This window comes from Nitrospirota bacterium, from assembly GCA_016214385.1.
Lineage (GTDB): Bacteria > Nitrospirota > Thermodesulfovibrionia > UBA6902 > JACROP01 > JACROP01.
Map to the genome: position 1 here is coordinate 1 of JACROP010000076.1, position 20955 is coordinate 20955.

Below are 20955 nucleotides of genomic sequence, written 5' to 3' on the forward strand. Positions count from 1 at the left end.
CCTGACTCCCCAATGCAGGTGTGGGCCTGTAGCCCTGCCCGTAGCTCCTGCAAGGCCAATTATATCACCTTTCTTTACTGTCTGGCCAGGGGACAGTGTAATCTTAGAGAGGTGGAAAAACATGCTGTAAATACCATAGCCGTGGTCGAGGACAAGGGTTTTCCCTCCAAAAAACTGGTCATCTATTATTGCGACCCTTCCACTGTTGGGTGCAATCACAGGATCGCCTTCTTTAGCTTTAATATCAATACCGCTGTGGGGACTCTTTTCCTGCCCGTTTATTATCCTCCTCGCACCAAAGGGGCTAATAATCGCACCCTGCAGGGGCATTATGAATCTGCCGTCCCACAGCCTCTCATTCACCGCAGGCCAGAGCTGAATGAGTCTTGAAAGCTCGGCTTCAGCTCTTTTTAAGGTCTCAGGGTCTAAGTCTACCATCTTTTTTGGAAGGCTGAGCTTTTGTGTTTCAAAAGAGCCTGAGACGATTTTTATGTTCCTCTCAAATATCTTTTTGCTCTGGCTGAGAGTTAAACAATATTCTCCTGGAGTGGTTCTCATGTCTACCCCTGCCAGTGCAATAAAGTCACCTGCCCCTGTCTTGAAAAAGTGAAGTTCTTTATCCAGGAAGCTGCCTTCTGGCGTTCTTCCATCAGAAGATGCGGCGCGTATGAGTATAACATCGCCCTGCCTTATGACTTCAGGCGTTATACTGATATCGAATGCCAGTGAAGGAGAGACGAGTAAAAGTACAAATAAGGCGCTAACTGTTAACTTTGTTGCCACAGTGTAAGTTTAACATAAATGATGCTTAACGCTTAAATTCCTTTTCTACTATTTCCTTGATTTTCTTTACAGGGTAACCTTTTTTGTAAAGCTCGGAAGCCCGCAGGGCCTCCCTGAGGCAGATGTCTCACTGAACTGCATGGCCATCCACATAGCAGCTCAGGAGGCTTTTGTGTTTAAATGCCGGTGATTCCTCACAGTAGCAGAAGCAGTATATACTGTCCAGCACCCATGGTATCTCCTTTGCGACCTTATGCGCCTCTTTTACTACAGGGTCCCTGAAGAGCTCCGGGTCAAGAGTAGGTCTCGTCTCGCCCTTTCTCAAAGACTCATCAATTGCCGGCCTTTTCTGCGCAAAGGCAAAGTCAGACACGCTTATCGCTATAGACACAGCCATGAGGATAAGTAAAAGTCGTTTCATTTAATCACCTCCAGTCGGAATCGACTCGTATCGAGATTTTTCTCTATTATCTGTAAAGGATGTGAAGAAATTATGAACCTAAATCATCCATGAAAAAACCACAGAGAAAACTGAGATAAATTCAAAAATCAAATATCAAAAATCAAAATTATGGAATTCATTTATTTTGTCCCGAATTAAATTCAGGATTAAATTCTGCATTTTAATTTCTCTGTGAACTCTGTGGCGAAAAGGTATTTCATCCCCCAACAACCTGAAGATAGATATTAAACTCATCTTCAAAATTATCGCTGAAAATGCCTTTTCCCATGTTCTTCTTTATTTCCTCTGGGGGCCAGAACTTAACTTCTGTTATTTCATCCCTGTTAAATAGAATCTTGCCGCTATATATACAGCTATATGTTGTGACCAGCTCGCTTTCATAGGGGTTGCTGTGGATGTAGGTATAGAGAAATTTGGTCTCGGCCATTGTTATGCCGAGTTCTTCAGCCACCTCCCTTTTAACCGCCTCCTCAGTACTCTCCCCCTGGTTCACATGGCCTCCAACTGATGTATCCCACCTGCCAGGAGCAACATCTTTGTTCATCGAACGCTTCTGTAAGAGTAATTCCCCCTTATGATTAACGACAAGAACATGGACAACCCTGTGCAGGAGATCAGGATTTCCATGGATTTCCTCGCGGGAGGCAAGGCCAATAACCTCTCCATCTTTATCGACAATCTCAAGGTATTCTGCATTATCCATCATCTGTAATTCATAAACTCCATGTGTATCCCTAAATCTTTTTCCTTTAACATTTTTATAATAGCCTGAAGGTCATCGATCTTTTTTGCCCTCACCCTGACCTGATCCTTTTGAATCTCAGATTGGACCTTGAGTTTTGTATCTTTTATGATTTTGACAATATCTTTGGCTTTTTCAGTGGGGATGCCCTGCTGAAGTGTTATTGCCTGCTTTACAGTGCCTGAAAGCGCAGGCTCAATTTTGCCATAATTCAGGGCATTGAGTGATACTCCTCTTTTAACGAGCTTTTCTTTAAGGATATCAACAACGCTCTTTAATTTATACTCGTCGTCAGAAAGGATGTAGAGTTCGTTCTTCCCTTTATCGAGCTCTATATTGCTCTTGCTCCCCCTGAAGTCAAACCTCTGGCCTATCTCCTTCATTGCCTGCTGCAGAGCATTGGAGACTTCCTGAAGGTCAACCTTGCATACAATATCAAATGAATGTTCATCCGGCATATTTACCTCCTCCTTTTACATTAACCCAAAAAATGTGTTAACCACAGGCGATTGAACATATTTAGTTCAACAGAGTTAGACTATATTTTTACCACGAAGAGCACGAAGGTCACGAAGATTTTACAAGACAAATCTCTTTATGCCTTTCTTTTTCACTTCGTGTTCTTCGTGTCCTTCGTGGTTTAATTTTTCTTAGTCTAACAAAATGGTTTTAAAGTTGTTCAAAGTTGTTTAAAATTGTCTGCTTTGAACTTTTGAACTATTACTCTGTGGTTTTCATTCATGCATAATCGGTATTCAAAATCGGTATATTGTATAAAAATAGGGATTTTTAATACAATCAATTTTTACCCTTGAGTTCTTAAGCTGGAAAGCAGATTTCACACATTCTTCATATTTTCTGGTTATCTTAAATAAAATATTTGAAGGAGGGACATGATAATGAAGCATGTGGTTGCTATTATAAGGTCTGTAGCCTTGGATAGAGTTGTAGAGGGACTTCAAAGTAAAAATATAAAGGGAATGAGTATAAATGAGGTGAAAGGCACAGGGGAGCAATTCGCACTCTATAAACCATTTACATCACATGTAAGGATTGACCTCTTTGTATCGGATGAAAAGATTAAAGATGTAAAGGATATCTTTCTTGCCCTTGCAAAGACAGGGGAGCCTGGAGATGGGCTGATAGCAATCTGTCCTGTTGATGAGGTGTTAAAAATAAGAACTGGTGGGGTCTTAGGGCATAACTGAGAGAAGTGGTTAGACAGGCATTAAATAATATAGTATTGCAGAAAGATTTATCATGTAATTTAATGTAAATATCAATAAACTTAAGGAGGAAGATATGAAGAAGATAGTTATTGTGTTAGTAATTCTATTTGCTCTCGGCACATCATCCTGGGCCATGATGGGTGGCCAGAAAGGAGAAATGGGCCACGGCATGATGATGAGTGAGGGACAACAGATGCCGATGATGCATATGTGCCAGCATATGATGAAACATAACATGATGATGCAGAATATGATGCAGATGATGAAGGATATGCTGAAGATGCAGGAAAAGATGATAAAAGGTATGAAGCCTGCTGAGAAAAAACAGATGATGATGGAAATGAATAAGATGATGGGGAAAATGGACAGGATGATGTCTGGCATGAAGGGCATGATGAGCGAAATGATGGAAATGCAGACAGATGTTCAGCAGAGGCTTAAATGTGCCGAAGAACAGCTTAAAAAGGCTATCGATCTGCATGAATTACACATGAAAGACCCGAAAACAACAACTGAAGCCTCCCAGATGGAACTGATGGATCAGATTAAAAAGGCCTATGAGTGTGTAAAAGGAACAGATGAAACAACGCCTGAAAAAGAAGGGGAAAAGGTAGAGGAGCCAAAAAAGATTGAACCGCATAAACATTAATTATGAATCCTGCATGAAAATGGCCGATCTACCTCGGAACAGGTCAGGCAGGATTCAAAATTATAGTGAACGAACTAAATCTAAATACGTAGTAAAAAACAACTGTCATTCCGAGCGAAGCGAGGAATCTCCTTATAACGGTGAGATAAGATTTCTCCCTTCGGTCGAAATGACAACTTTATTTGGTATTTACTATAATTTTAAGAATAAGATTTATAATGTATAAGTAATATCGCCATATTTGGTGTTGGGCGGAAGAAATGAAAGTCACTGACCCTGTATGCAAGATGACCATAGATGATAAGGATGCCGTTGCTACTTCGGCTCACAAAAATACTACCTATTATTTCTGTTCAAAATATTGTAAGAATAAATTTGACAGTAACCCGGATGCCTTTCTCGTGGGGAAAGCTGCCGAGCCTCCAAAAACAGGGGTAATTTACACCTGCCCCATGCATCCTGAAATACGACAGGAGGGGCCGGGGTCATGTCCAAAATGCGGCATGGCGATTGAACCACTGACCCCTTCTGCCGGTAAGACTGAATGGACATGTCCGATGCATCCTGAGATTGTGCGTGATGCTCCCGGAAGCTGTCCTATTTGCGGTATGGCACTTGAGCCAAAATCTGCCCTTGAGGAAGAAGAAAATCCTGAACTCATTGACATGACGAGGCGGTTCAGGGTTGGGGTCGTTCTTACCTTCCCCCTGATTTTAATAGCAATGAGGAGACTTATCCCGTTTATCTCCATTGAAAATCTTATATCGCCGGAAATCCTGAAATGGTTAGAAATTATACTCGCTACACCTGTTGTTCTCTGGGCTGGATGGCCGTTCTTTGTGCGGGGATGGCAATCCATTATAAACCGCAGCCCTAACATGTTCACATTAATCGGGCTTGGGGTGAGTGTTGCATACATCTACAGCATTGTGGCAACGATCTTTCCTGATATATTCCCTGTGTCTTTTCGCAAAGAAGGCGGTGAAGTGGGCGTTTATTTTGAAGCTGCCGCTGTTATTGTAACCCTTGTGCTCCTCGGTCAGGTGCTTGAGCTGAAGGCACGGAGCAAGACAGGGGCAGCGATTAAGGCATTGCTTGGCCTTGCGCCCAAAACAGCCCGTCGTATTAAAAACGGGACGGAAGAAGACATTCCACTTGAGCATGTGAATAAAGGAGATACCCTCCGCGTGAGGCCCGGCGAGAAGATACCTGTAGACGGCATAGTAATTGAGGGGACAAGCTCTGTTGACGAATCAATGGTTACAGGCGAACCGATTCCTGTGCAAAAGGACAAAGGGGACAGTGTTGTTGGTGCAACTGTTAATGGAACCGGCATGTTGATAATGAAAGCAGAAAAGGTGGGAGCAGAGACACTTCTATCACAGATTGTTCATATGGTTGCAGAGGCACAGCGAAGCCGTGCACCTATTCAGAAACTCGCTGATATAGTCGCAGCCTACTTTGTTCAGATAGTCGTTGCTATAGCGGTCTTAACCTTCATTGTGTGGGCGTGGATAGGCCCTGAGCCAAAAATGGCACTTGCACTCATCAATGCAGTTGCTGTTCTGATAATAGCCTGCCCTTGCGCCCTCGGTCTTGCAACACCGATGTCTATAATGGTTGCAATGGGCAAGGGTGCAACAGCAGGCGTGCTTTTCAAGAATGCAGAGGCAATTGAGGTAATGAGAAAGATAGATACGCTTGTAGTAGATAAGACAGGAACACTTACTATAGGCAAGCCAAGGCTTGTAGATGTTGTCCCGAGCAGTGGGTTTGATGAGAAGTCAATAATCTATTTTGCTGCAAGCATTGAACGGGGCAGCGAACACCCTCTCGCAGCAGCGATTGTGTCAGGGGCATATGAAAAGGGCATAAAACTGACTGATGTAGAGAATTTCAAATCCATTACGGGCAAAGGGGTCATGGGTAAAATTAATGGGCATGAAGTATCTCTCGGCAATCGCAAACTGCTTGACGACCTCAGTATTAATCCGGGCGAACTGTCTCAGAAGGCTGAAACCATGCGGAAAGAAGGACAGACTGTAATGTTCATTGCAGTAGACGGAAAGGTGGTCGGACTGTTAGGTGTGGCGGACCCGATAAAGGAAACCACACCCGAGGCAATTGAACAGCTTCATAAAGAGGGCATCAGGATTGTTATGCTTACAGGGGACAATCGCACAACTGCAGAGGCTGTATCAAGAAAGCTCGGCATTGACGATGTAATTGCCGAGGTGCTACCTGACCAGAAGGCTGATATTGTCAAGAAGCTGCAAAATGAAGGGCGAGTTGTGTCAATGGCAGGAGACGGCATTAATGACGCACCAGCTCTGGCACAGGCTCATGTGGGTATTGCCATGGGAACCGGCACTGATGTAGCAATGGAAAGCGCTGGCGTGACACTGGTAAAAGGTGACCTTACGGGCATAGTTCGGGCAAGGCGCCTCAGCAGGGCGACGATGCGTAATATCAAGCAGAACCTCTTCTGGGCATTTGCCTATAATTCCCTTGGGGTTCCTGTGGCAGCAGGCATTCTTTACCCGTTCTTCGGTATTTTGCTCAGCCCTATCTTTGCTGCTGCTGCAATGAGCTTCAGTTCAGTATCAGTAGTAGGTAATGCCCTCAGGTTAAGGAGGGTGACGCTCTGAGAAGGTTTTTCTAAATTGATTATCTCTATCGCAGGCTCACACAGCAAAGTTGGTAAAACTACCCTCGCCTCAATTCTCCTCGGTGAGATAAAGGGTTTCGGCGCTATAAAGTTTACAAAGACCGCATTTTACACATCCATCGTGAGTGATGAGAGGATATTGAGGCAGAAGGGAAAAGACACAGCAGTAATGCTTGAGGCAGGTGCTGTGCGAGTCCTGTGGGTTCAGTGTCCTGAGAAAGAACTTGCCGAGGCCCTGCCTGTGGCCCTTTCAGAGATGTCAGGATTAAATGGCATCATTGTGGAAGGCAACAGCCCTGTGGATTTTTTAACTCCGCATCTGGTAATATTTATTACTGATCCACACGGCAGACTAAAATCATCGGCCCAGAGCGCTGTCAGGAAGGCCGATGTAATTGTTATAAATTCTGAGAAAAATGGTAAATGCCCTGCATTGTTAAATTGCCCTGGGGCAAGGGTTTTCTGGATTGACTTGCTTAAAAGAAAAGGCGAACTCAATGAGTTCTTATCCTTTGTCAAAGAAAGAATTGATAAATCAAAGCTTAAGAAAGGCTGCTCCTGATGGCCGCATATCATGCGCAATAGCAAGAAAGATTGCTGAGAAGCATAGGGTTCCGTACTCCAGAATAGGAAAAAGCGCCAATGAACTCAGGATAAAGATAACGAGCTGCGAGCTCGGCTGTTTTTAGATGAATGTCTTACTCTTTGAATTAGCCCTCACCTCTTATTTCACAGCCACCATAATCTGCGTTGCAGAGCTTTTAGGACTTTTCAAAGGCTCAAAGATAATATCAAAGGCAATCCTCATCTTCGCTGCTATCGGGTTTCTCCTTCATACAGTAAATATCATAGGGCGATATGTAGAAGGCGGGCATATCCCTATTACAAACCTTCATGAGGCATCTTCTTTTTTCTCGTGGTGCATTGTGCTTTTATTCTTCATCCTCGAGTACAGATACAAGCTGGGCCTCCTCGGTTCGTTCATCATGCCGATTGTATTTATACTCATGCTCTCATCTTCAATGCTGCCGAGAAAGATAGAGCCCCTGAGCCCTCTGCTTAAAAGCTACTGGCTCGGCATTCATACAGTCCTTGCCTTTCTGGGGAATGCTGCCTTTGCCATGGCCTTTGGCATAGGAGTCATGTACCTTGTGCAGGAGCGATATGTAAAGTCCAAACACCCCGGGAGTCTTTTTCAGAGGTTGCCGAGCCTGCAAATACTTGATGAGATAAACTACAAACTCATAACCCTCGGCTTCCCTTTGCTCACCCTTGCAATAATCACAGGTGCATTATGGGCAGAGAGCGCATGGGGCTCATACTGGCGCTGGGACCCAAAAGAGACGTGGTCTCTCATAACCTGGCTCATCTATGCCCTTGTCCTTCATGCGAGGCTTACTGCAGGATGGAGGGGTAAAAAAGCAGCAATACTTTCGATTGTAGGATTTATAACGGTCCTGTTTACCTTTTTCGGGGTGAACCTGCTACTTAAAGGACTTCATGCCTTTGTATGAATATTTTAGTAATCGGTCTCAACCATAAAACTGCTGATGTAGAGGTGCGAGAGAAGCTGGCCTTTGAAGGTCCGAAGCTCGCTGAGGCCACATCTGCCCTGAAGAGTTTTCCTGAAGTCCAGGAGAGTTTAATTATCTCAACGTGTAACAGGGTGGAAATATGTGCAAATGTAAGGGAATTAGAATCAGGGGTGGAAAGGGTAAAGACATTCCTGTCAAATTTTCATGACATACCCAGGGATGCCCTGGATAAAGGCCTTTACGTCTATTCGGGCCGTGAGGCCCTGTGCCATATCTTTAAGGTGGCATCCAGTCTGGACTCCATGGTTGTGGGAGAGCCCCAGATACTCGGCCAGTTTAAAGAGGCATTTGACTTTGCCCTGAAAAACAGGTCAACAGGAGTGCTCCTCAACCGCCTGATGAAAAAGGCCATCTCTGTTGCAAAGAGGGTGAGAACCGAGACAAGGATTGCAGAGAACGCTGTCAGCATAAGCTTTGCTGCAGTTGAGCTGGCGAAGAAGATCTTTGAAGACCTTTCTGAAAAGACATTTATGCTCCTCGGCGCAGGCGAGATGGCAGAGCTTGCGGCAAGACACCTGATTAACAGTGGAGTGAAAAATGTCCTTGTAGCCAACAGGACATATGAGCGGGCAGTTGGGCTTGCAAAGGAATTTGGCGGCAGCCCTGTGCATTTTGATGAGTTTCCTGCCATGATGGCACACACCGATATTCTTATTTGCTCAACAGGTGCCCGGCACTATGTGCTGGCAAAGGAACAGATGCATAAAGTCATGAAAGACAGAAAAAACAGGCCAATATTTATTATCGACATATCTGTCCCGAGGAATATCGACCCCGGTATCAATGATCTGGACAACGTATATTTATATGATATTGATGACCTTCAAGGTGTGGTAACCGCAAATATCCTTGAGAGGAATAAAGAGGCTGAGAAGGCTGAAAGCATAGTAGAGTCTGAGGTCGAGACATTTCTGAAATGGCAGGCTTCGCTCGATGCACTTCCTGCTGTTGTTGCCCTGAGGGAAATGGCAGAGGCAATAAAAAACGAAGAGCTGGAACGGCTCATTAACAAGCTTCCTGAGTTGGGGGAAAAAGAGCGGAAGGCTATAGAATACATGGCATCTTCGATCGTCAATAAACTCATACATCCTCCCACCGCCGCTCTTAAAGAGGACAGCGAGGACAGGGAGACCCTTATAGCGATCATCAGGAAGCTTTACGGGATAAACGGAGAGGAAGAATAAGACTATCTAAAATTGACAATTCCACCTGATAGTGTTAGTATAACTTTCAGAAAGTCGGAAAGGAGGAATTTCATGTTAGTTCAGGTCAAAAAAAAGGCACAGATAACTATACCCGTAAAGATAAGAGAGACTATTGGCATAGAAGAAGGAGATATATTAGATGTAGAGGTTAAGAATAAGGAGATAGTGCTCAAGCCTGTCAAGAAGAGAAAAATAGTCTTAAAACCTGTAAATGTTAAGGTTCTTGACGAATTGACAGGGATTGTGTCCATCGGAGGGGATGCAACAAAGGACTCTGAGGCTATCTGGGATGAGTAAAAAAATAATACTCGACACCAATTTCATTGTCGGACTTCTTGATGAAAAAGATAAACGACACAATAAATGCCTTCTCATAAAAAGGGCGCTGCATAACGGTGATAACGAAATTTACATCTTTGATTTCATAATCAATGAGGTTATCAATGTCTTTGTTAAAAGGCTAAAGGAACGAAAAGACACCCACAATATTATACCTCTGATTGAAAAGCTTCAGAGGTTTGTCCCTCTGGATAGAATCACATGGATTTATCCTGACATTGAAGAGTATTTTGATAAGGTAATAGAAAGAGTAAAACAAAGCAAAGGAGCTTTTAATTTTCATGACGCTCTTATTATTCATATCGCAAACGAATTTGAGATGCCATATATCGTGAGTTTTGATGAGGACTTTGATAAAGCCAGATTGAGAAGGATAAATGATGCGCGGGATATATAAAACTATCTTTATAAAAACAATAGTCAATTGATTCATCTGCTTTCTTTGTCAGCAATGCAATGTTCCATTATTAAATTAAATACAGGATTCTGAAGGCAACAAAACCATATTATGAAGAATAAAGTCATAATCGGAACACGTGGAAGCAAGTTAGCATTATGGCAGGCAGAGTGGGTTAAATCTGAATTGCAGAAGTTGCACCCTGGTTTAGAGATCGAACTCAATAAGATAAAGACAACAGGCGACAAGATTTTAGATGTCCCCCTCGCAAAGGTCGGCGGCAAGGGGCTTTTTGTAAAAGAGATAGAAGAGGCCATCTTAAGGGGGGATATTGATCTGGCTGTTCACAGCATGAAGGACGTGCCCACCGAGCTCCCTGAAGGCTTGCATCTTACAGCAATCTGCAAAAGGGAAGAGCCGAGGGATGCGTTTGTAACAAAGGGGCAAGGGGCAAGGGGCAAGGGGCAAGGGTTTAAAGACCTGCCTCATGGTGCAACTATAGGCACAAGTAGCCTGAGAAGGGCATGCCAGCTTTTAAGCATCCGCCCTGATTTGAAGATAACACAACTCAGAGGCAACCTTGATACAAGGTTGAGAAAGCTCGATGAAGGGCAGTTTGATGCGATAATCTTAGCTGTTGCAGGGATGGCGAGACTTGGCCTTGGGAGCAGGATTACAGAGATTTTAGAACCTGCGTTAATCCTTCCAGCAATCGGTCAGGGAGCAATCGGAATCGAATGCAGGATTAACGATGAATTCATAAATAATTTGATTAACCCGATGAATCATGCTGAAACCTTCCTATGTGTGCATGCAGAAAGGGCATTTTTAAAGAGGCTTGAAGGTGGATGCCAGGTGCCGATTGCTGCGTATGCGAGAATAGTGACGAGAGACAAGAGACAAGAGACCAATTCAGAGACAAGTAAATATAATAACTCGTCACTAGTCACTCGTCACTCGTCTCTTGAAAAGTCACTCGTCACTCGTTACTCGTCTCTTGTTATTGATGGCCTTGTCGGAAGCGTTTCAGGTGACAGGATTGTGAGGGGACACATCGAGGGAAGGCCAGCGGATGCAAAATCCCTGGGGATTAAACTTGCAGAAGACCTGCTTTCAAGAGGGGCAAGAGAGATATTGGCTGAGTTATATGGAAAGTAAGAAGGGTAAAGTTTATCTTATTGGCGCAGGGCCTGGCGATATAGGGCTCCTCACAGTCAAAGGCATGAAGTGTCTTCAGAAAGCAGAGGCTGTCATCTATGATTTTCATCTCAATGCCCAGGTCCTCAACTATATCAACCATGATGCAGAATTCATTTATGCAGGCAAACGCGGCGGACACCATACTATGACACAGGATGAAATAAATCAAGTTCTTGTTGAAAAAGCTAATGAAGGGAAGATTGTATGCAGGTTAAAAGGCGGCGACCCGTTCGTCTTTGGCAGAGGAGGCGAGGAGGCAGAGTTTCTTGCAAAAAATGGCATTGAATTTGAGATTGTGTCAGGCGTAAGCTCTGCGATTGCCGCACCTGCCTATGCAGGCATACCTCTTACTCACAGGCTTTATTCATCATCATTCGCTGTGATACCAGGTTATGAAGATGCAACAAAGGAAGAATCAGCCATAGATTGGTCGAGGCTTGCAACAGGTGTTGGCACATTGGTGATTCTCATGGCTATAAAGAACCTTGATATGCTCGTGCAGAAACTCATGGAAAATGGCAGAAGCCCTGATACCCCTGTTGCAGTTGTGAGATGGGGGACAAGGCCTGACCAGAAGACTATTGTCGGTAACCTCGGCAATATCGTAGGTCTCGTTAAAGATAAGGAAATTAAACCTCCTGCTGTAATGGTAATTGGCGATGTTGTGAAATTAAGAGACCAGCTTAAATGGTATGAAAATAAACCCATGTTTGGGCACAGAATCCTTGTGACAAGGGAACATTCAGAGGGCTTCGAACCACTGGAGGAACTCGGTGCAGAGATAATTGAATTTCCGACAATAGAGATTGTGCCTCCAGAAGATTGGAATGAACTTGATAAGGCAATCGACAGAATAGAGGCTTATGATTGGCTGATATTTACAAGTGCAAATGGTGTCACGTATTTTCTCAAAAGGTTTTTTGAGAAGGATAGAGATATCAGGGATTTAAAAGGTATAAAGATCTGCGCGATTGGTACGAAGACCGAAGCAGAGGTAAAGAGATACGGCATGAAGGTCGACCTCATTCCAGAGTCTTTCAGTGCGGAGGGGCTGATAGAGGCGTTTTTGAAAGAAGTTGAGAAGGTAAGAGGTCTAAAAATCTTACTTCCCAGGGCAGAGGTTGCCAGGGAAGTCTTCCCCCAAAAGATTAGAGAGCTTGGCGGAGAGATAGATGTTGTTACAGCATACAGAACCATCAGGCCTGAAAAGAGAGGTAAAAGATTAAAGAGATTTCTCAGGGAGGGAAAGATTACAGTTGCCACTTTTACAAGCGCAGCAACCTTTGATAATTTTATGGATATCTTTGGAGAAAAGGCAAAAGAACTCCTCCACGGAGCTACAATTGCGGTTATAGGCCCTGTTACAAAAAAGGCTGTCGAAAAAGCAGGATTGAGTGTTGATATAATGCCTGAAGAGGCTACTGTGGAGGCAATGGTTGAGGAGATAATAAAATGGGCGACGGTGAGGAAAGCTGGCCTGCAAACTAACAAGCTGGCAAACTAAGAGAACGAAAGGAGCCGCAAATGGGTATAAGCAAAGAATTGCTTGAAATACTGGCATGTCCGGAGTGTAAAGGTGATATACGAATAAATGATGCTAAAGACGGCATTATCTGTGACCAGTGTAAATTACTTTACCCCATCAGGGAAGACATTCCCATAATGCTGATAAACGAAGCGAAAAAGTTAGATGATTAACTTTTAATACAAACGCAAAATGTTTTTTACATTTATAAAATCTCCCCTAACCCCTACATTTCCAAAGAGGGGGACAAAAGGGAATTGCTTTTCCAAAGAGGGGTTTGCAAAGTCCCCCCTTGTCGCCACAGGCGACTCGCCGAGGCGAGAAAAAGGGAGATGTAGTGGGATTTTGTAAATTTTATTTTTTGCGTTTGTATTAGTGGATTTTTTAGTTGACGTAAACCTGAAAGGCTTATAGAATTATTCCAGGATGAACGAGAGACCGGAGGAATTTTTTTTTGCACGCATCCGCAATAGAATAAAACTATCATATTTTATTGCCTCGATAATCCCCCTTTCCATCCTTGTCTATTTCAGCATCAAATACATCTACCCATTTGTCACAGCAGGCGGGAAAACAGATGCCCTCCCCTCAAATATCGGGATAATCCTGTTTTTAGCAGTGGTGTTATCAATTCTTGGCCTATATACCACAACTAAAGCGACCAATGAATCCATAACATCCCTGCAGGACATTTACGCAAAACTCAACACTATTTTAGAGGTAACAAGGCATTTCAGAGACACGCTGTATGTTGACATCCTCCTGGAGAGAATTGTCAAATCTGCTGTGGATCTGAGCGGGGCCGAGACTGGCTCGCTGCTGCTCTATGACGATGATGGAAACCTCAGTTTTAAGGTCCTTATAGGAAAAGAGGGGCAAAAGATAAAGGGCAGGCTTGTGAAAAGAGGGGAAGGTATTACAGGATGGGTTGCAGAAAAAGGGGAGCCTCTGGTGGTCAATAATGTCAAAAATGACCCGCGTTTTAACTCCACGTTTGATAAAGAAAGCGGGTTTAAGACAAAATCAATCCTGTGTGTGCCTCTTATATATGAGAAAGAAATCATCGGCGTCATTGAGATGTTGAACAAAATAGAGGGCGGCTTTACTGAATATGATAAACAGGTGCTTTTCAGCCTTGCTGACCAGGCAGCTATCTCAATAATCCAGAACAGGATGCATGAAAGCCGGCACAGCGATTTCATACATATGACAGAAATCCTTGTCGGGGTTCAGGACTCTCCCCTTCCTGAAAAAAGGGGACATTCCCGCAGGGTAGCGCAATACGCTCACCTTATAGGGAAATACATGGGTCTATCAGAGGCCGAGTTAAAACAGCTTTACTATGCCTCGCTTCTGCACGACATAGGTCTGCTCAGGCTGGAATACGGAGAACACTGGGACAGAAACAAATATACCCTTCATTCCCAGTATGGTTACGATATGATAAAAGACATCTCTTTATGGAAGGATGTAGCTGCTTTGATTCTTAACCATCATGAGAGATACGACGGCACAGGCTATCCCTCAGGCGTAAAGGGAGCAGACATTCCCCTCGGCTCAAGAATAATTGCTATAGTAGAAACCTTCGATGCCCTGACAAGCAGACATTCCTATAAACCCCCTCGAGATTATAAGTCGGCCCTTCAGGAAATAGAGGCAAACTCAGGAACCCAGTTTGACCCGAAAGTAGTGGATGCTTTTAAGGCAGCAGTTAAAGAAACAGAATTAATTACAGATTGAAACTGAAGCCATCTTGTTTTCTATCATGCATTGAATCATCTCAAGCTCATCCTGATCAAACCATGTAAGGCCACAGAAACCGCACCTGTCAATCTCAACCAGATAGGCAAGGCTGTAAAATGTCCTCAGCATCTTGTTTTTACATTTTGGACAACTTATTAGTGGCACCATTTTCCTGTCGATACCTCTTAAAATACGGCCTATCTGGTTTTCTTTGATTGTCACCCTCGACAGTGCCTTTACTCTGTCTGTGCAGGGTCTTTCTGCCCTGGCGATTATCCGCGGTATCTTAGAGTTTTCAACCAGTATCCCTCCGCAGAATTTACACTGATAAACCTGTGTCTTTTCGTAGGAGGCCTTAATCAGTGGCTGCTGGCATGAAGGACACTTAAAATCTGTTATTGTTTTTTCCTCCTCAGCAAGACGTTTCATAAATATAGTATCTATAAGTGGGTCATTCCATGCCCTCTCTATAGCAGTCTGCCCATTGACACTAATCCAGGTAAGCGGAGAAAGCCACGGTAAACCGGAAAGTTCTGCAAATGTATAAGGCCCCTGCCACTGGTGTTTTGGGTCTAAGGCATAGAACACAGGTTCAGAGGTCTTCGGAGTAGCTGCTATCATTGCCTTTGCGTCCAGCTCTGATATATCTACATGAGCCATCTTTAATAAAATCTCTATTCTTTTTCTTATAGGGGGATATGTGGACATAAGATCTGCAATCCAGCCTTCAGATTCATCCATAGCATTTGCTGTGGGATTCACAATACAGAGCATCTCAAGGCCACTCCCTATATACCCAACGCCTCTCCAGTTCCTCGAAAGCAGATGTAAAACCTCTGCAAGTGCCAATGGGTTGCGGGTCATACGCACAGCGCCTGCATCAGCCCTGTATTCACGCTCTCTTGAAATAAACATATTTAATAGATTGCTGAGCTTAAGCAAAATCCAGGCAAACAGGAATGGCGGGGATAAAAAGGTCCTCCCACGAGAGGCACTCTGAATCTTTTCCATGGCTGATGCAGGAACCCCAAATAGGCTTGAAGCTACAGTAGTCTCAAGGCAGTCACCGGAGAGAACATGATAGGCTTCGTGTGCCATCACAGTTTCAAGCTGTGGCCTTGTGAGCCTCGACAGCAGGCCTTCTGTGATTGCCACTATGGCATTTCCCCGCAGGTCCACTGCTGATAGGGCATTCATTGAAAGGGTGGGAATAACCACACAGTCTATATTTCTTTTATTCCCTGTTACAACATGTATCTCTTCCATGATGTTTATCAGGCGTTTATGTATCACATCTTCAGGGTCAGGCTCCATGGCACCGAGGTTGTCTATCACGAAACTAACCGCACCGAAGGCAGAAAAGTAGAAGTGGATTGATGCAATAATAAGGGAAAAGGTTATAACTATTAAAATATGGCGCGGGTTAAATAAAAAACCATGGGTTAAAAACTGTATGGAGAATATCTCTGACAGGGATGCCACCAGCGCTATTGTTATAGCAAAATACATAAAGAGGAGGACAAGAAAAAATATCCCTATTCTCCAGTTTTTCTGTTTCTCTATCTCAATAAATGTCAGTGGCATGGGCTTATTTAGCCCGTATGCTTATATCAGTCTTAGGTACAGCGCGGGCAGCCTCCTCTGCCTCGAAGTATTCCTCTTTGCGGAATCCCCTTAACAAAGATACGATAATATTGTTGGGGAAGACCTCCTGTTTGATCCTGTAATTAGCTACAAGGTCATTATAGAGTTGCCTTGCAAAGCCTATGCGATTCTCTGTTGATGTAAGCTCCTCCTGCAGTTGCATGATATTTTCATTGGATCTGAGTTGTGGGTAATTTTCCATAACTGCGAAAAGCTTTCCAAGTGCCTGAGTGAGCATATTTTCAGCCACAGCTTTATCATGCGGGCTAACTGCTGCTACTGCCTTTGCCCTCGCATTGATTACCTTTTCGAGCGTATCCTGCTCAAATTCCATCGCACCTCTGACAATGGATACCAGATTAGGAATAAGGTCATGCCTTCGTTTTAATTGGACATCAATCTGTTTCCAGGCATTCTGGACCTGGTTTCGAAGCGACACAAGTCCGTTGTATATAAGTATTGCCCAGAGTAGAATTAAAACGACTATAGCGAGTATAATCCAACCAGCCATATTTTCCTCCTTATTAAGGTTGAGCCTGTTCAAAAACCTGCAATCCCTTGAAAATCAAGGCACTGCAAATATCCAAAAATTTAACCTACCGCAATCTGTCATTCCGTGCTTGACACGGAATCCAGTGTTTTTTTAAATATCTCTGGATTCCTGCTTTCGCAGGAATGACATAAAAACCCTATTTGTTTTTGAACGCCCTCAAGGTTTTTTACTCACAACCCTTAAAAACCTTCTCTTGCCGACTTTGAGGATATAGTTTCCTTCTAAAAGAAGGCTATCCGGGTCGTCCCAGCGCTCCTCATTTACCCTGACTGCGCCCTGTTTTATCAGGCGTATGGCCTCTCCTGTGCTTGCTGTAAGGCCAGAAATCTTCATTATCTTTGGCAGCCACATGCCTTCTGCTTCCCATTTAAACTCAAGGGCAGGGATTTCCTCAGGCAGCCCTTTATCTTTAAAAATGTGTTCAAATTCTTCTCTGGCATCTTCTGCAGCCCTATCGCCCCAGAACCTGCTGACTATTTCTATTGCAAGCTTTTGTTTTGCCTCCATGGGATGAACAGTCCCATCCTTAATACCCATTTTAATGAAATTCAGGTCTTCTATGGAGATGCGGCTTAAAAGCTCATAATACCTGAGCATAAGGTCATCGCTTATTGACATGAGTTTTCCGAATATTTCGCCAGGGGGCTCAGTAATACCGATATAATTTCCAAGACTCTTACTCATTTTTTTTGAGCCATCCAGCCCCTCCAGCAAAGGCATGAGCACAAGGCATTGAGGTTGCTGGCCGTATTCTTTTTGCAGCTCTCTTCCAACAAGGAGGTTAAATCTCTGATCTGTGCCGCCGAGCTCAACATCTGCCTTTATGACAATAGAGTCGTATCCCTGGATTGCGGGATAGATAAACTCATGAATACTTATAGGTTCATGGGAGGTAAAACGCTCCTTGAAATCTTCTCTTTCAAGCATCCTGGCAACAGTATAATGACTTGAAAGTCTGATAAGTTCCTCAGCGCTCATAAGGTTCAGCCATTCGCTGTTGAACCTTATCTTTGTTTTCTCAGGGTCTAATATCTTGTAAATCTGCTGTTGATAGGTCTTTGCGTTTTCAAACACTTCCTCTTTTGTTAAAGGCTTCCTTGTCTCGCTCCTGCCGCTCGGGTCTCCAATCATGCCTGTGAAGTCACCAATTAAAAATACCACCTCGTGGCCAAGCTCCTGAAACTGCCTCATCTTCTCAAGAAGAACTGTGTGGCCGAGGTGGATGTCAGGGGCTGTGGGATCAAAGCCGGCTTTTATCCTTAAAGGGGTCTTTGCCCTGTAAGAGCGCTCAAGTTTATCGCGGAGCTCCCCTTCGAGCAAAATCTCCACAGCGCCTCTTCTTATCATTTCAAACTGTTCCTGTGGCTTTAACATAACAATTGAAATCCAATTTACTTCATACAGAAAGCCATGTCAACCTTTACTTGTAACTTTTCTTTATGATATTATTGATACACGCCTTATATTAAAAACATTTTCGAGGTAAAAATCCCATGAAAAATGCCATTGGTATTGATGTAGGTGGAACAAATATAAAGATTGCCCGTGTGTCCATGAATGGAGAGGTAATACAAAAAGATATGGTTAATACTCCTTCGTCCGGCCTGAAAGATGCATTATCTTCTATGCTCAAAGGATTTATTGACAAAGACGTCATCGGCGTGGGGATCGGGATAGCTGGAGTTATAGACAGGAAAGCAGGGCAGGCAGTTAAATCACCCAATATACCTGAGCTTACTGATTTTCCCATAAGAGAGACTTTATCAAAAGAATTTTCCATGCCTGTTATAGTAGAAAATGATGCGAGTGTTTATGCCTGGGGCGAGAAGTGGCTCGGCGCTGGCAGGGACTTTGAAAACTTTATCCTTCTCACCCTCGGCACAGGTATAGGTGGTGGAATTATTTATAACGGAGGGCTTTTCACCGGTGCTGCCGAAGTGGGGCATATGGTTATTGAGCCACAGGGACTGCCGTGTAGTTGCGGAAGCTATGGCTGCCTTGAGTCATACGCCTCAGGCAGGGCAATTGTAAACAGGGCTGTTGGTGAACTGGAGAAGAATAACAAAAGCATCCTCAAGGAATGCTGCGAGGGTAATTTTTACAAACTAACATCCGAAGATATTTATAAAGCAGCCCTTGATGGGGACAGTTTAAGCAGGGAAGTTTTCAGGGAAACTGGAAGGTATCTCGGTCTCGGTATTGTCAACCTGATAAATATTTTCAGTCCCGAGGCAATAATTCTCGGCGGTGGCCTTATAGGCGCATGGGACCTGTTTATAGAGGAGCTGAAAAAAGAGGTTACAAAGAGGGCGTTTCTCCCCTTTTCCCAGAACATAAAAATCCTGCCGGCAGCTTTAAAGGAAGATGCAGGCCCTATCGGCGCTGCTGGCCTTGTGTTTAAAACCTTTGGCAGCGAAGCATCTCATGGCAGTCAGTAACATCAGAAACTTTTCTATAATCGCTCATATAGATCACGGAAAATCCACGCTGGCTGACAGGATACTGGAGCTTACAGGCGCCCTTTCTCCGAGGGAGATGTCAGAGCAGGTTCTGGACTCCATGGACCTTGAGAGGGAAAGGGGAATCACCATAAAGGCCCATGCAGTGAGATTAAATTATACTGCGATGGATGGAAAAGATTATATCCTGAATCTCATAGATACTCCAGGCCATGTGGATTTCTCATACGAAGTCTCCCGCAGCCTCGCCTCCTGCGAAGGCGCCCTCCTCGTGGTGGATGCTACCCAGGGTGTGGAGGCCCAGACTATGGCAAACACATATCAGGCCTTTGAACACAATCTCACTGTAATTCCTGTAATAAATAAAATTGATTTGCCAGGGGCTGAGCCTGAGAAGGTAAAAGAACAGATTGAGGAGACAACGGGTATTGACTGCACAGACGCAATCTTAGCCTCTGCAAAAGAGGGTATAAGAATCAGGGAGATTCTGGAGGAAATTGTTAAAAAAGTGCCACCGCCAAAAGGCAACAGCGAACAACCTTTAAAAGCCCTTATTTTTGATTTGTGGTTTGACAATTATCAGGGAGTAATTGTCCTTGCAAGACTTTTTGACGGCGAAATTCATAAGGAGAAAAAGATAAAATTGATGGCTACAGATAAGGTCTATGAGGTTAGCGAGGTAGGTTTTTTTACACCGAAGATGCAGCCTGCCGAGAGCCTCAGGGCTGGCGAAGTTGGCTATATAATAGCCGGCATTAGAAATGTAGCTGATATAAAAATTGGCGATACCATTACTGATGCCCTGAACCCTGCCCTATTGCCATGCACGGGATACAGGGAAGTAAAGCCAATGGTATTTTGCGGTCTTTATCCCACTGAGACAAATCAATACGAAGACCTTAAAGATGCCCTGAACAAACTCAGGCTCAATGACTCGTCTTTTAATTTTGAACCGGAAACATCGGCTGCCCTCGGATTTGGTTTCAGGTGTGGCTTTCTGGGGCTGCTGCACATGGAGATAGTAAAAGAAAGGCTTGAAAGAGAGTTTGGCCTTTCCCTTATAAGCACAGCGCCAACAGTTGTTTACAGGGTTACGAAGCCTGATAACAATACAATATTTGTAGACACACCAACAAGACTGCCTGAAAAATATATAAAAATCGAGGAACCATTTATAAAGGCAACCATTTTTGTCCCCCAGAATTTTCTCGGACAGATACTCGAGCTCTGTCAGGACAGGAGAGGCATACAAAAAGATTTCACTTTTATGGGGAAAGACCGTGCCATGCTGACGTATGAGCTGCCGCTTAACGAAATTTTATGGGATTTCTATGATAGGCTTAAATCCCTTTCAAAGGGATATGCCTCCATGGACTATGAGTTCCTGGGTTACAGGGAAGCCGATCTGGTTAAACTCGACATTCTACTAAACGGAGAGCCAGTGGATGCCCTTTCACTTATCGTTCATAATAATAGCGCATATCACAGGGGTAGACAGATTGCTGAAAAGCTTAAAGATGTTATACCGAAACAGCTTTTTGAGGTGGTTATTCAGGCAGCCATTGGAAGCAAGGTAATAGCCAGAGAGAGCGTGAGCCCTTTGAGAAAAAATGTCCTGGCCAAGTGTTATGGAGGTGATATAACAAGGAAGAGAAAGCTTCTCGAGAAACAGAAAGAAGGCAAGCAGAGGATGAAACAGGTTGGCAGGGTAGAAGTTCCTCAGGAGGCATTCCTTGCCGTGCTTAAGGTAAGATAGGGAAA

Annotated in this window: 22 protein-coding genes; 15 read left to right on the forward strand and 7 right to left on the reverse strand. The window is 43.9% G+C overall.

The annotated features are described in order from the left end of the window. The 4 genes from HZC12_04750 to HZC12_04765 form a co-directional block, all read right to left on the reverse strand. A partial coding sequence (locus tag HZC12_04750; protein ID MBI5026036.1) for a M23 family metallopeptidase occupies positions 1-783 on the reverse strand: 783 nt, incomplete at its 3' end. A 127-nt stretch (positions 784-910) separates the two neighbouring features. Further along, on the reverse strand, positions 911-1204 hold the full coding sequence (locus tag HZC12_04755; protein ID MBI5026037.1) for a hypothetical protein: 294 nt from the start codon (positions 1202-1204) through the stop codon (positions 911-913). 238 nt (positions 1205-1442) lie between these two features. Continuing rightward, a complete protein-coding gene (locus HZC12_04760; GenBank protein MBI5026038.1) occupies positions 1443-1952 on the reverse strand; it encodes an NUDIX domain-containing protein in 510 nt (169 codons plus the stop codon). Then, positions 1949-2446, reverse strand: coding sequence for a YajQ family cyclic di-GMP-binding protein (locus HZC12_04765; protein ID MBI5026039.1), 498 nt, complete (start codon positions 2444-2446; stop codon positions 1949-1951). Before HZC12_04765 ends, HZC12_04760 begins: the two co-directional genes overlap by 4 nt. A gap of 441 nt (positions 2447-2887) precedes the next feature. Between HZC12_04765 and HZC12_04770 the strand changes: the two genes are divergently transcribed. The 13 genes from HZC12_04770 (at position 2888) to HZC12_04830 (ending at position 14535) form a co-directional block, all read left to right on the forward strand. Next, positions 2888-3196: a P-II family nitrogen regulator gene (locus tag HZC12_04770; GenBank protein MBI5026040.1), complete on the forward strand. Its 309-nt coding sequence runs from the start codon at positions 2888-2890 to the stop codon at positions 3194-3196. A gap of 94 nt (positions 3197-3290) precedes the next feature. Continuing rightward, entirely contained in the window at positions 3291-3866 is a 576-nt protein-coding gene (locus HZC12_04775; GenBank protein ID MBI5026041.1) for a hypothetical protein, read from the forward strand. A gap of 260 nt (positions 3867-4126) precedes the next feature. Then, entirely contained in the window at positions 4127-6514 is a 2388-nt protein-coding gene (locus HZC12_04780; GenBank protein ID MBI5026042.1) for a heavy metal translocating P-type ATPase, read from the forward strand. Between the two features lie 15 nt (positions 6515-6529). Beyond that, a complete protein-coding gene (locus HZC12_04785) occupies positions 6530-7096 on the forward strand; it encodes a hypothetical protein (protein MBI5026043.1) in 567 nt (188 codons plus the stop codon). Beyond that, the gene (locus HZC12_04790) at positions 7032-7223 is read left to right on the forward strand and encodes a hypothetical protein (protein ID MBI5026044.1); all 192 of its coding nucleotides are present in this window, start codon (positions 7032-7034) and stop codon (positions 7221-7223) included. Before HZC12_04785 ends, HZC12_04790 begins: the two co-directional genes overlap by 65 nt. Continuing rightward, on the forward strand, positions 7224-8048 hold the full coding sequence (gene ccsB, locus HZC12_04795) for a c-type cytochrome biogenesis protein CcsB (protein MBI5026045.1): 825 nt from the start codon (positions 7224-7226) through the stop codon (positions 8046-8048). Next, positions 8045-9313 carry a glutamyl-tRNA reductase gene (locus tag HZC12_04800; GenBank protein MBI5026046.1) on the forward strand — a complete coding sequence of 423 codons (1269 nt, stop codon included), beginning with the start codon at positions 8045-8047 and terminating at the stop codon, positions 9311-9313. Before ccsB ends, HZC12_04800 begins: the two co-directional genes overlap by 4 nt. Before the next feature lie 72 nt (positions 9314-9385). Further along, the gene (locus tag HZC12_04805) at positions 9386-9631 is read left to right on the forward strand and encodes an AbrB/MazE/SpoVT family DNA-binding domain-containing protein (protein MBI5026047.1); all 246 of its coding nucleotides are present in this window, start codon (positions 9386-9388) and stop codon (positions 9629-9631) included. After that, on the forward strand, positions 9624-10070 hold the full coding sequence (locus HZC12_04810; protein MBI5026048.1) for a type II toxin-antitoxin system VapC family toxin: 447 nt from the start codon (positions 9624-9626) through the stop codon (positions 10068-10070). The genes HZC12_04805 and HZC12_04810 overlap by 8 nt, the downstream gene beginning before the upstream one ends. A 108-nt stretch (positions 10071-10178) precedes the next feature. Beyond that, positions 10179-11228, forward strand: coding sequence for a hydroxymethylbilane synthase (hemC, locus tag HZC12_04815; protein MBI5026049.1), 1050 nt, complete (start codon positions 10179-10181; stop codon positions 11226-11228). After that, positions 11218-12774 (forward strand): uroporphyrinogen-III C-methyltransferase, encoded by a 1557-nt coding sequence (gene cobA, locus HZC12_04820; protein MBI5026050.1) that lies wholly within the window; start codon positions 11218-11220, stop codon positions 12772-12774. The genes hemC and cobA overlap by 11 nt, the downstream gene beginning before the upstream one ends. A gap of 20 nt (positions 12775-12794) precedes the next feature. Further along, positions 12795-12968 carry a Trm112 family protein gene (locus HZC12_04825; GenBank protein MBI5026051.1) on the forward strand — a complete coding sequence of 58 codons (174 nt, stop codon included), beginning with the start codon at positions 12795-12797 and terminating at the stop codon, positions 12966-12968. 253 nt (positions 12969-13221) lie between these two features. Then, positions 13222-14535, forward strand: coding sequence for a GAF domain-containing protein (locus HZC12_04830; GenBank protein ID MBI5026052.1), 1314 nt, complete (start codon positions 13222-13224; stop codon positions 14533-14535). Here the strand turns inward: HZC12_04830 and HZC12_04835 are convergent. From HZC12_04835 to HZC12_04845, 3 genes are all read right to left on the reverse strand, one after another. Then, entirely contained in the window at positions 14521-16122 is a 1602-nt protein-coding gene (locus HZC12_04835; protein MBI5026053.1) for a M48 family metalloprotease, read from the reverse strand. The genes HZC12_04830 and HZC12_04835 overlap by 15 nt on opposite strands. 4 nt (positions 16123-16126) lie before the next feature. Beyond that, on the reverse strand, positions 16127-16693 hold the full coding sequence (locus HZC12_04840) for a LemA family protein (protein MBI5026054.1): 567 nt from the start codon (positions 16691-16693) through the stop codon (positions 16127-16129). A 198-nt stretch (positions 16694-16891) separates the two neighbouring features. After that, positions 16892-18109, reverse strand: a complete 1218-nt coding sequence (locus HZC12_04845; GenBank protein ID MBI5026055.1) for a tyrosine--tRNA ligase — start codon at positions 18107-18109, stop codon at positions 16892-16894. A 119-nt stretch (positions 18110-18228) separates the two neighbouring features. Between HZC12_04845 and HZC12_04850 the strand changes: the two genes are divergently transcribed. Both HZC12_04850 and lepA read left to right on the forward strand, forming a co-directional pair. Further along, complete coding sequence (locus HZC12_04850) at positions 18229-19173, forward strand: ROK family protein (protein MBI5026056.1); 945 nt, start codon at positions 18229-18231, stop codon at positions 19171-19173. Further along, entirely contained in the window at positions 19160-20950 is a 1791-nt protein-coding gene (gene lepA, locus HZC12_04855) for an elongation factor 4 (protein ID MBI5026057.1), read from the forward strand. Before HZC12_04850 ends, lepA begins: the two co-directional genes overlap by 14 nt. Positions 20951-20955 lie beyond the last annotated feature (5 nt).

Excerpts from the sequence above, each read along its gene's own strand:
- HZC12_04775 (MBI5026041.1), top strand. The coding sequence starts at position 3,291 with ATGAAGAAGATAGTTATTGTGTTAGTAATTCTATTTGCTCTCGGCACA.
- lepA (MBI5026057.1), top strand. The coding sequence starts at position 19,160 with ATGGCAGTCAGTAACATCAGAAACTTTTCTATAATCGCTCATATAGAT.
- HZC12_04810 (MBI5026048.1), top strand. The coding sequence starts at position 9,624 with ATGAGTAAAAAAATAATACTCGACACCAATTTCATTGTCGGACTTCTT.
- ccsB (MBI5026045.1), top strand. The coding sequence starts at position 7,224 with ATGAATGTCTTACTCTTTGAATTAGCCCTCACCTCTTATTTCACAGCC.
- HZC12_04850 (MBI5026056.1), top strand. The coding sequence starts at position 18,229 with ATGAAAAATGCCATTGGTATTGATGTAGGTGGAACAAATATAAAGATT.
- HZC12_04835 (MBI5026053.1), bottom strand. The coding sequence starts at position 16,122 with ATGCCACTGACATTTATTGAGATAGAGAAACAGAAAAACTGGAGAATA.
- HZC12_04755 (MBI5026037.1), bottom strand. The coding sequence starts at position 1,204 with ATGAAACGACTTTTACTTATCCTCATGGCTGTGTCTATAGCGATAAGC.
- HZC12_04790 (MBI5026044.1), top strand. The coding sequence starts at position 7,032 with ATGAGTTCTTATCCTTTGTCAAAGAAAGAATTGATAAATCAAAGCTTA.
- HZC12_04840 (MBI5026054.1), bottom strand. The coding sequence starts at position 16,693 with ATGGCTGGTTGGATTATACTCGCTATAGTCGTTTTAATTCTACTCTGG.
- HZC12_04780 (MBI5026042.1), top strand. The coding sequence starts at position 4,127 with ATGAAAGTCACTGACCCTGTATGCAAGATGACCATAGATGATAAGGAT.
- cobA (MBI5026050.1), top strand. The coding sequence starts at position 11,218 with ATGGAAAGTAAGAAGGGTAAAGTTTATCTTATTGGCGCAGGGCCTGGC.
- HZC12_04760 (MBI5026038.1), bottom strand. The coding sequence starts at position 1,952 with ATGATGGATAATGCAGAATACCTTGAGATTGTCGATAAAGATGGAGAG.
- HZC12_04805 (MBI5026047.1), top strand. The coding sequence starts at position 9,386 with ATGTTAGTTCAGGTCAAAAAAAAGGCACAGATAACTATACCCGTAAAG.
- HZC12_04765 (MBI5026039.1), bottom strand. The coding sequence starts at position 2,446 with ATGCCGGATGAACATTCATTTGATATTGTATGCAAGGTTGACCTTCAG.
- HZC12_04800 (MBI5026046.1), top strand. The coding sequence starts at position 8,045 with ATGAATATTTTAGTAATCGGTCTCAACCATAAAACTGCTGATGTAGAG.
- HZC12_04770 (MBI5026040.1), top strand. The coding sequence starts at position 2,888 with ATGAAGCATGTGGTTGCTATTATAAGGTCTGTAGCCTTGGATAGAGTT.
- HZC12_04830 (MBI5026052.1), top strand. The coding sequence starts at position 13,222 with ATGAACGAGAGACCGGAGGAATTTTTTTTTGCACGCATCCGCAATAGA.
- HZC12_04845 (MBI5026055.1), bottom strand. The coding sequence starts at position 18,109 with ATGTTAAAGCCACAGGAACAGTTTGAAATGATAAGAAGAGGCGCTGTG.
- HZC12_04825 (MBI5026051.1), top strand. The coding sequence starts at position 12,795 with ATGGGTATAAGCAAAGAATTGCTTGAAATACTGGCATGTCCGGAGTGT.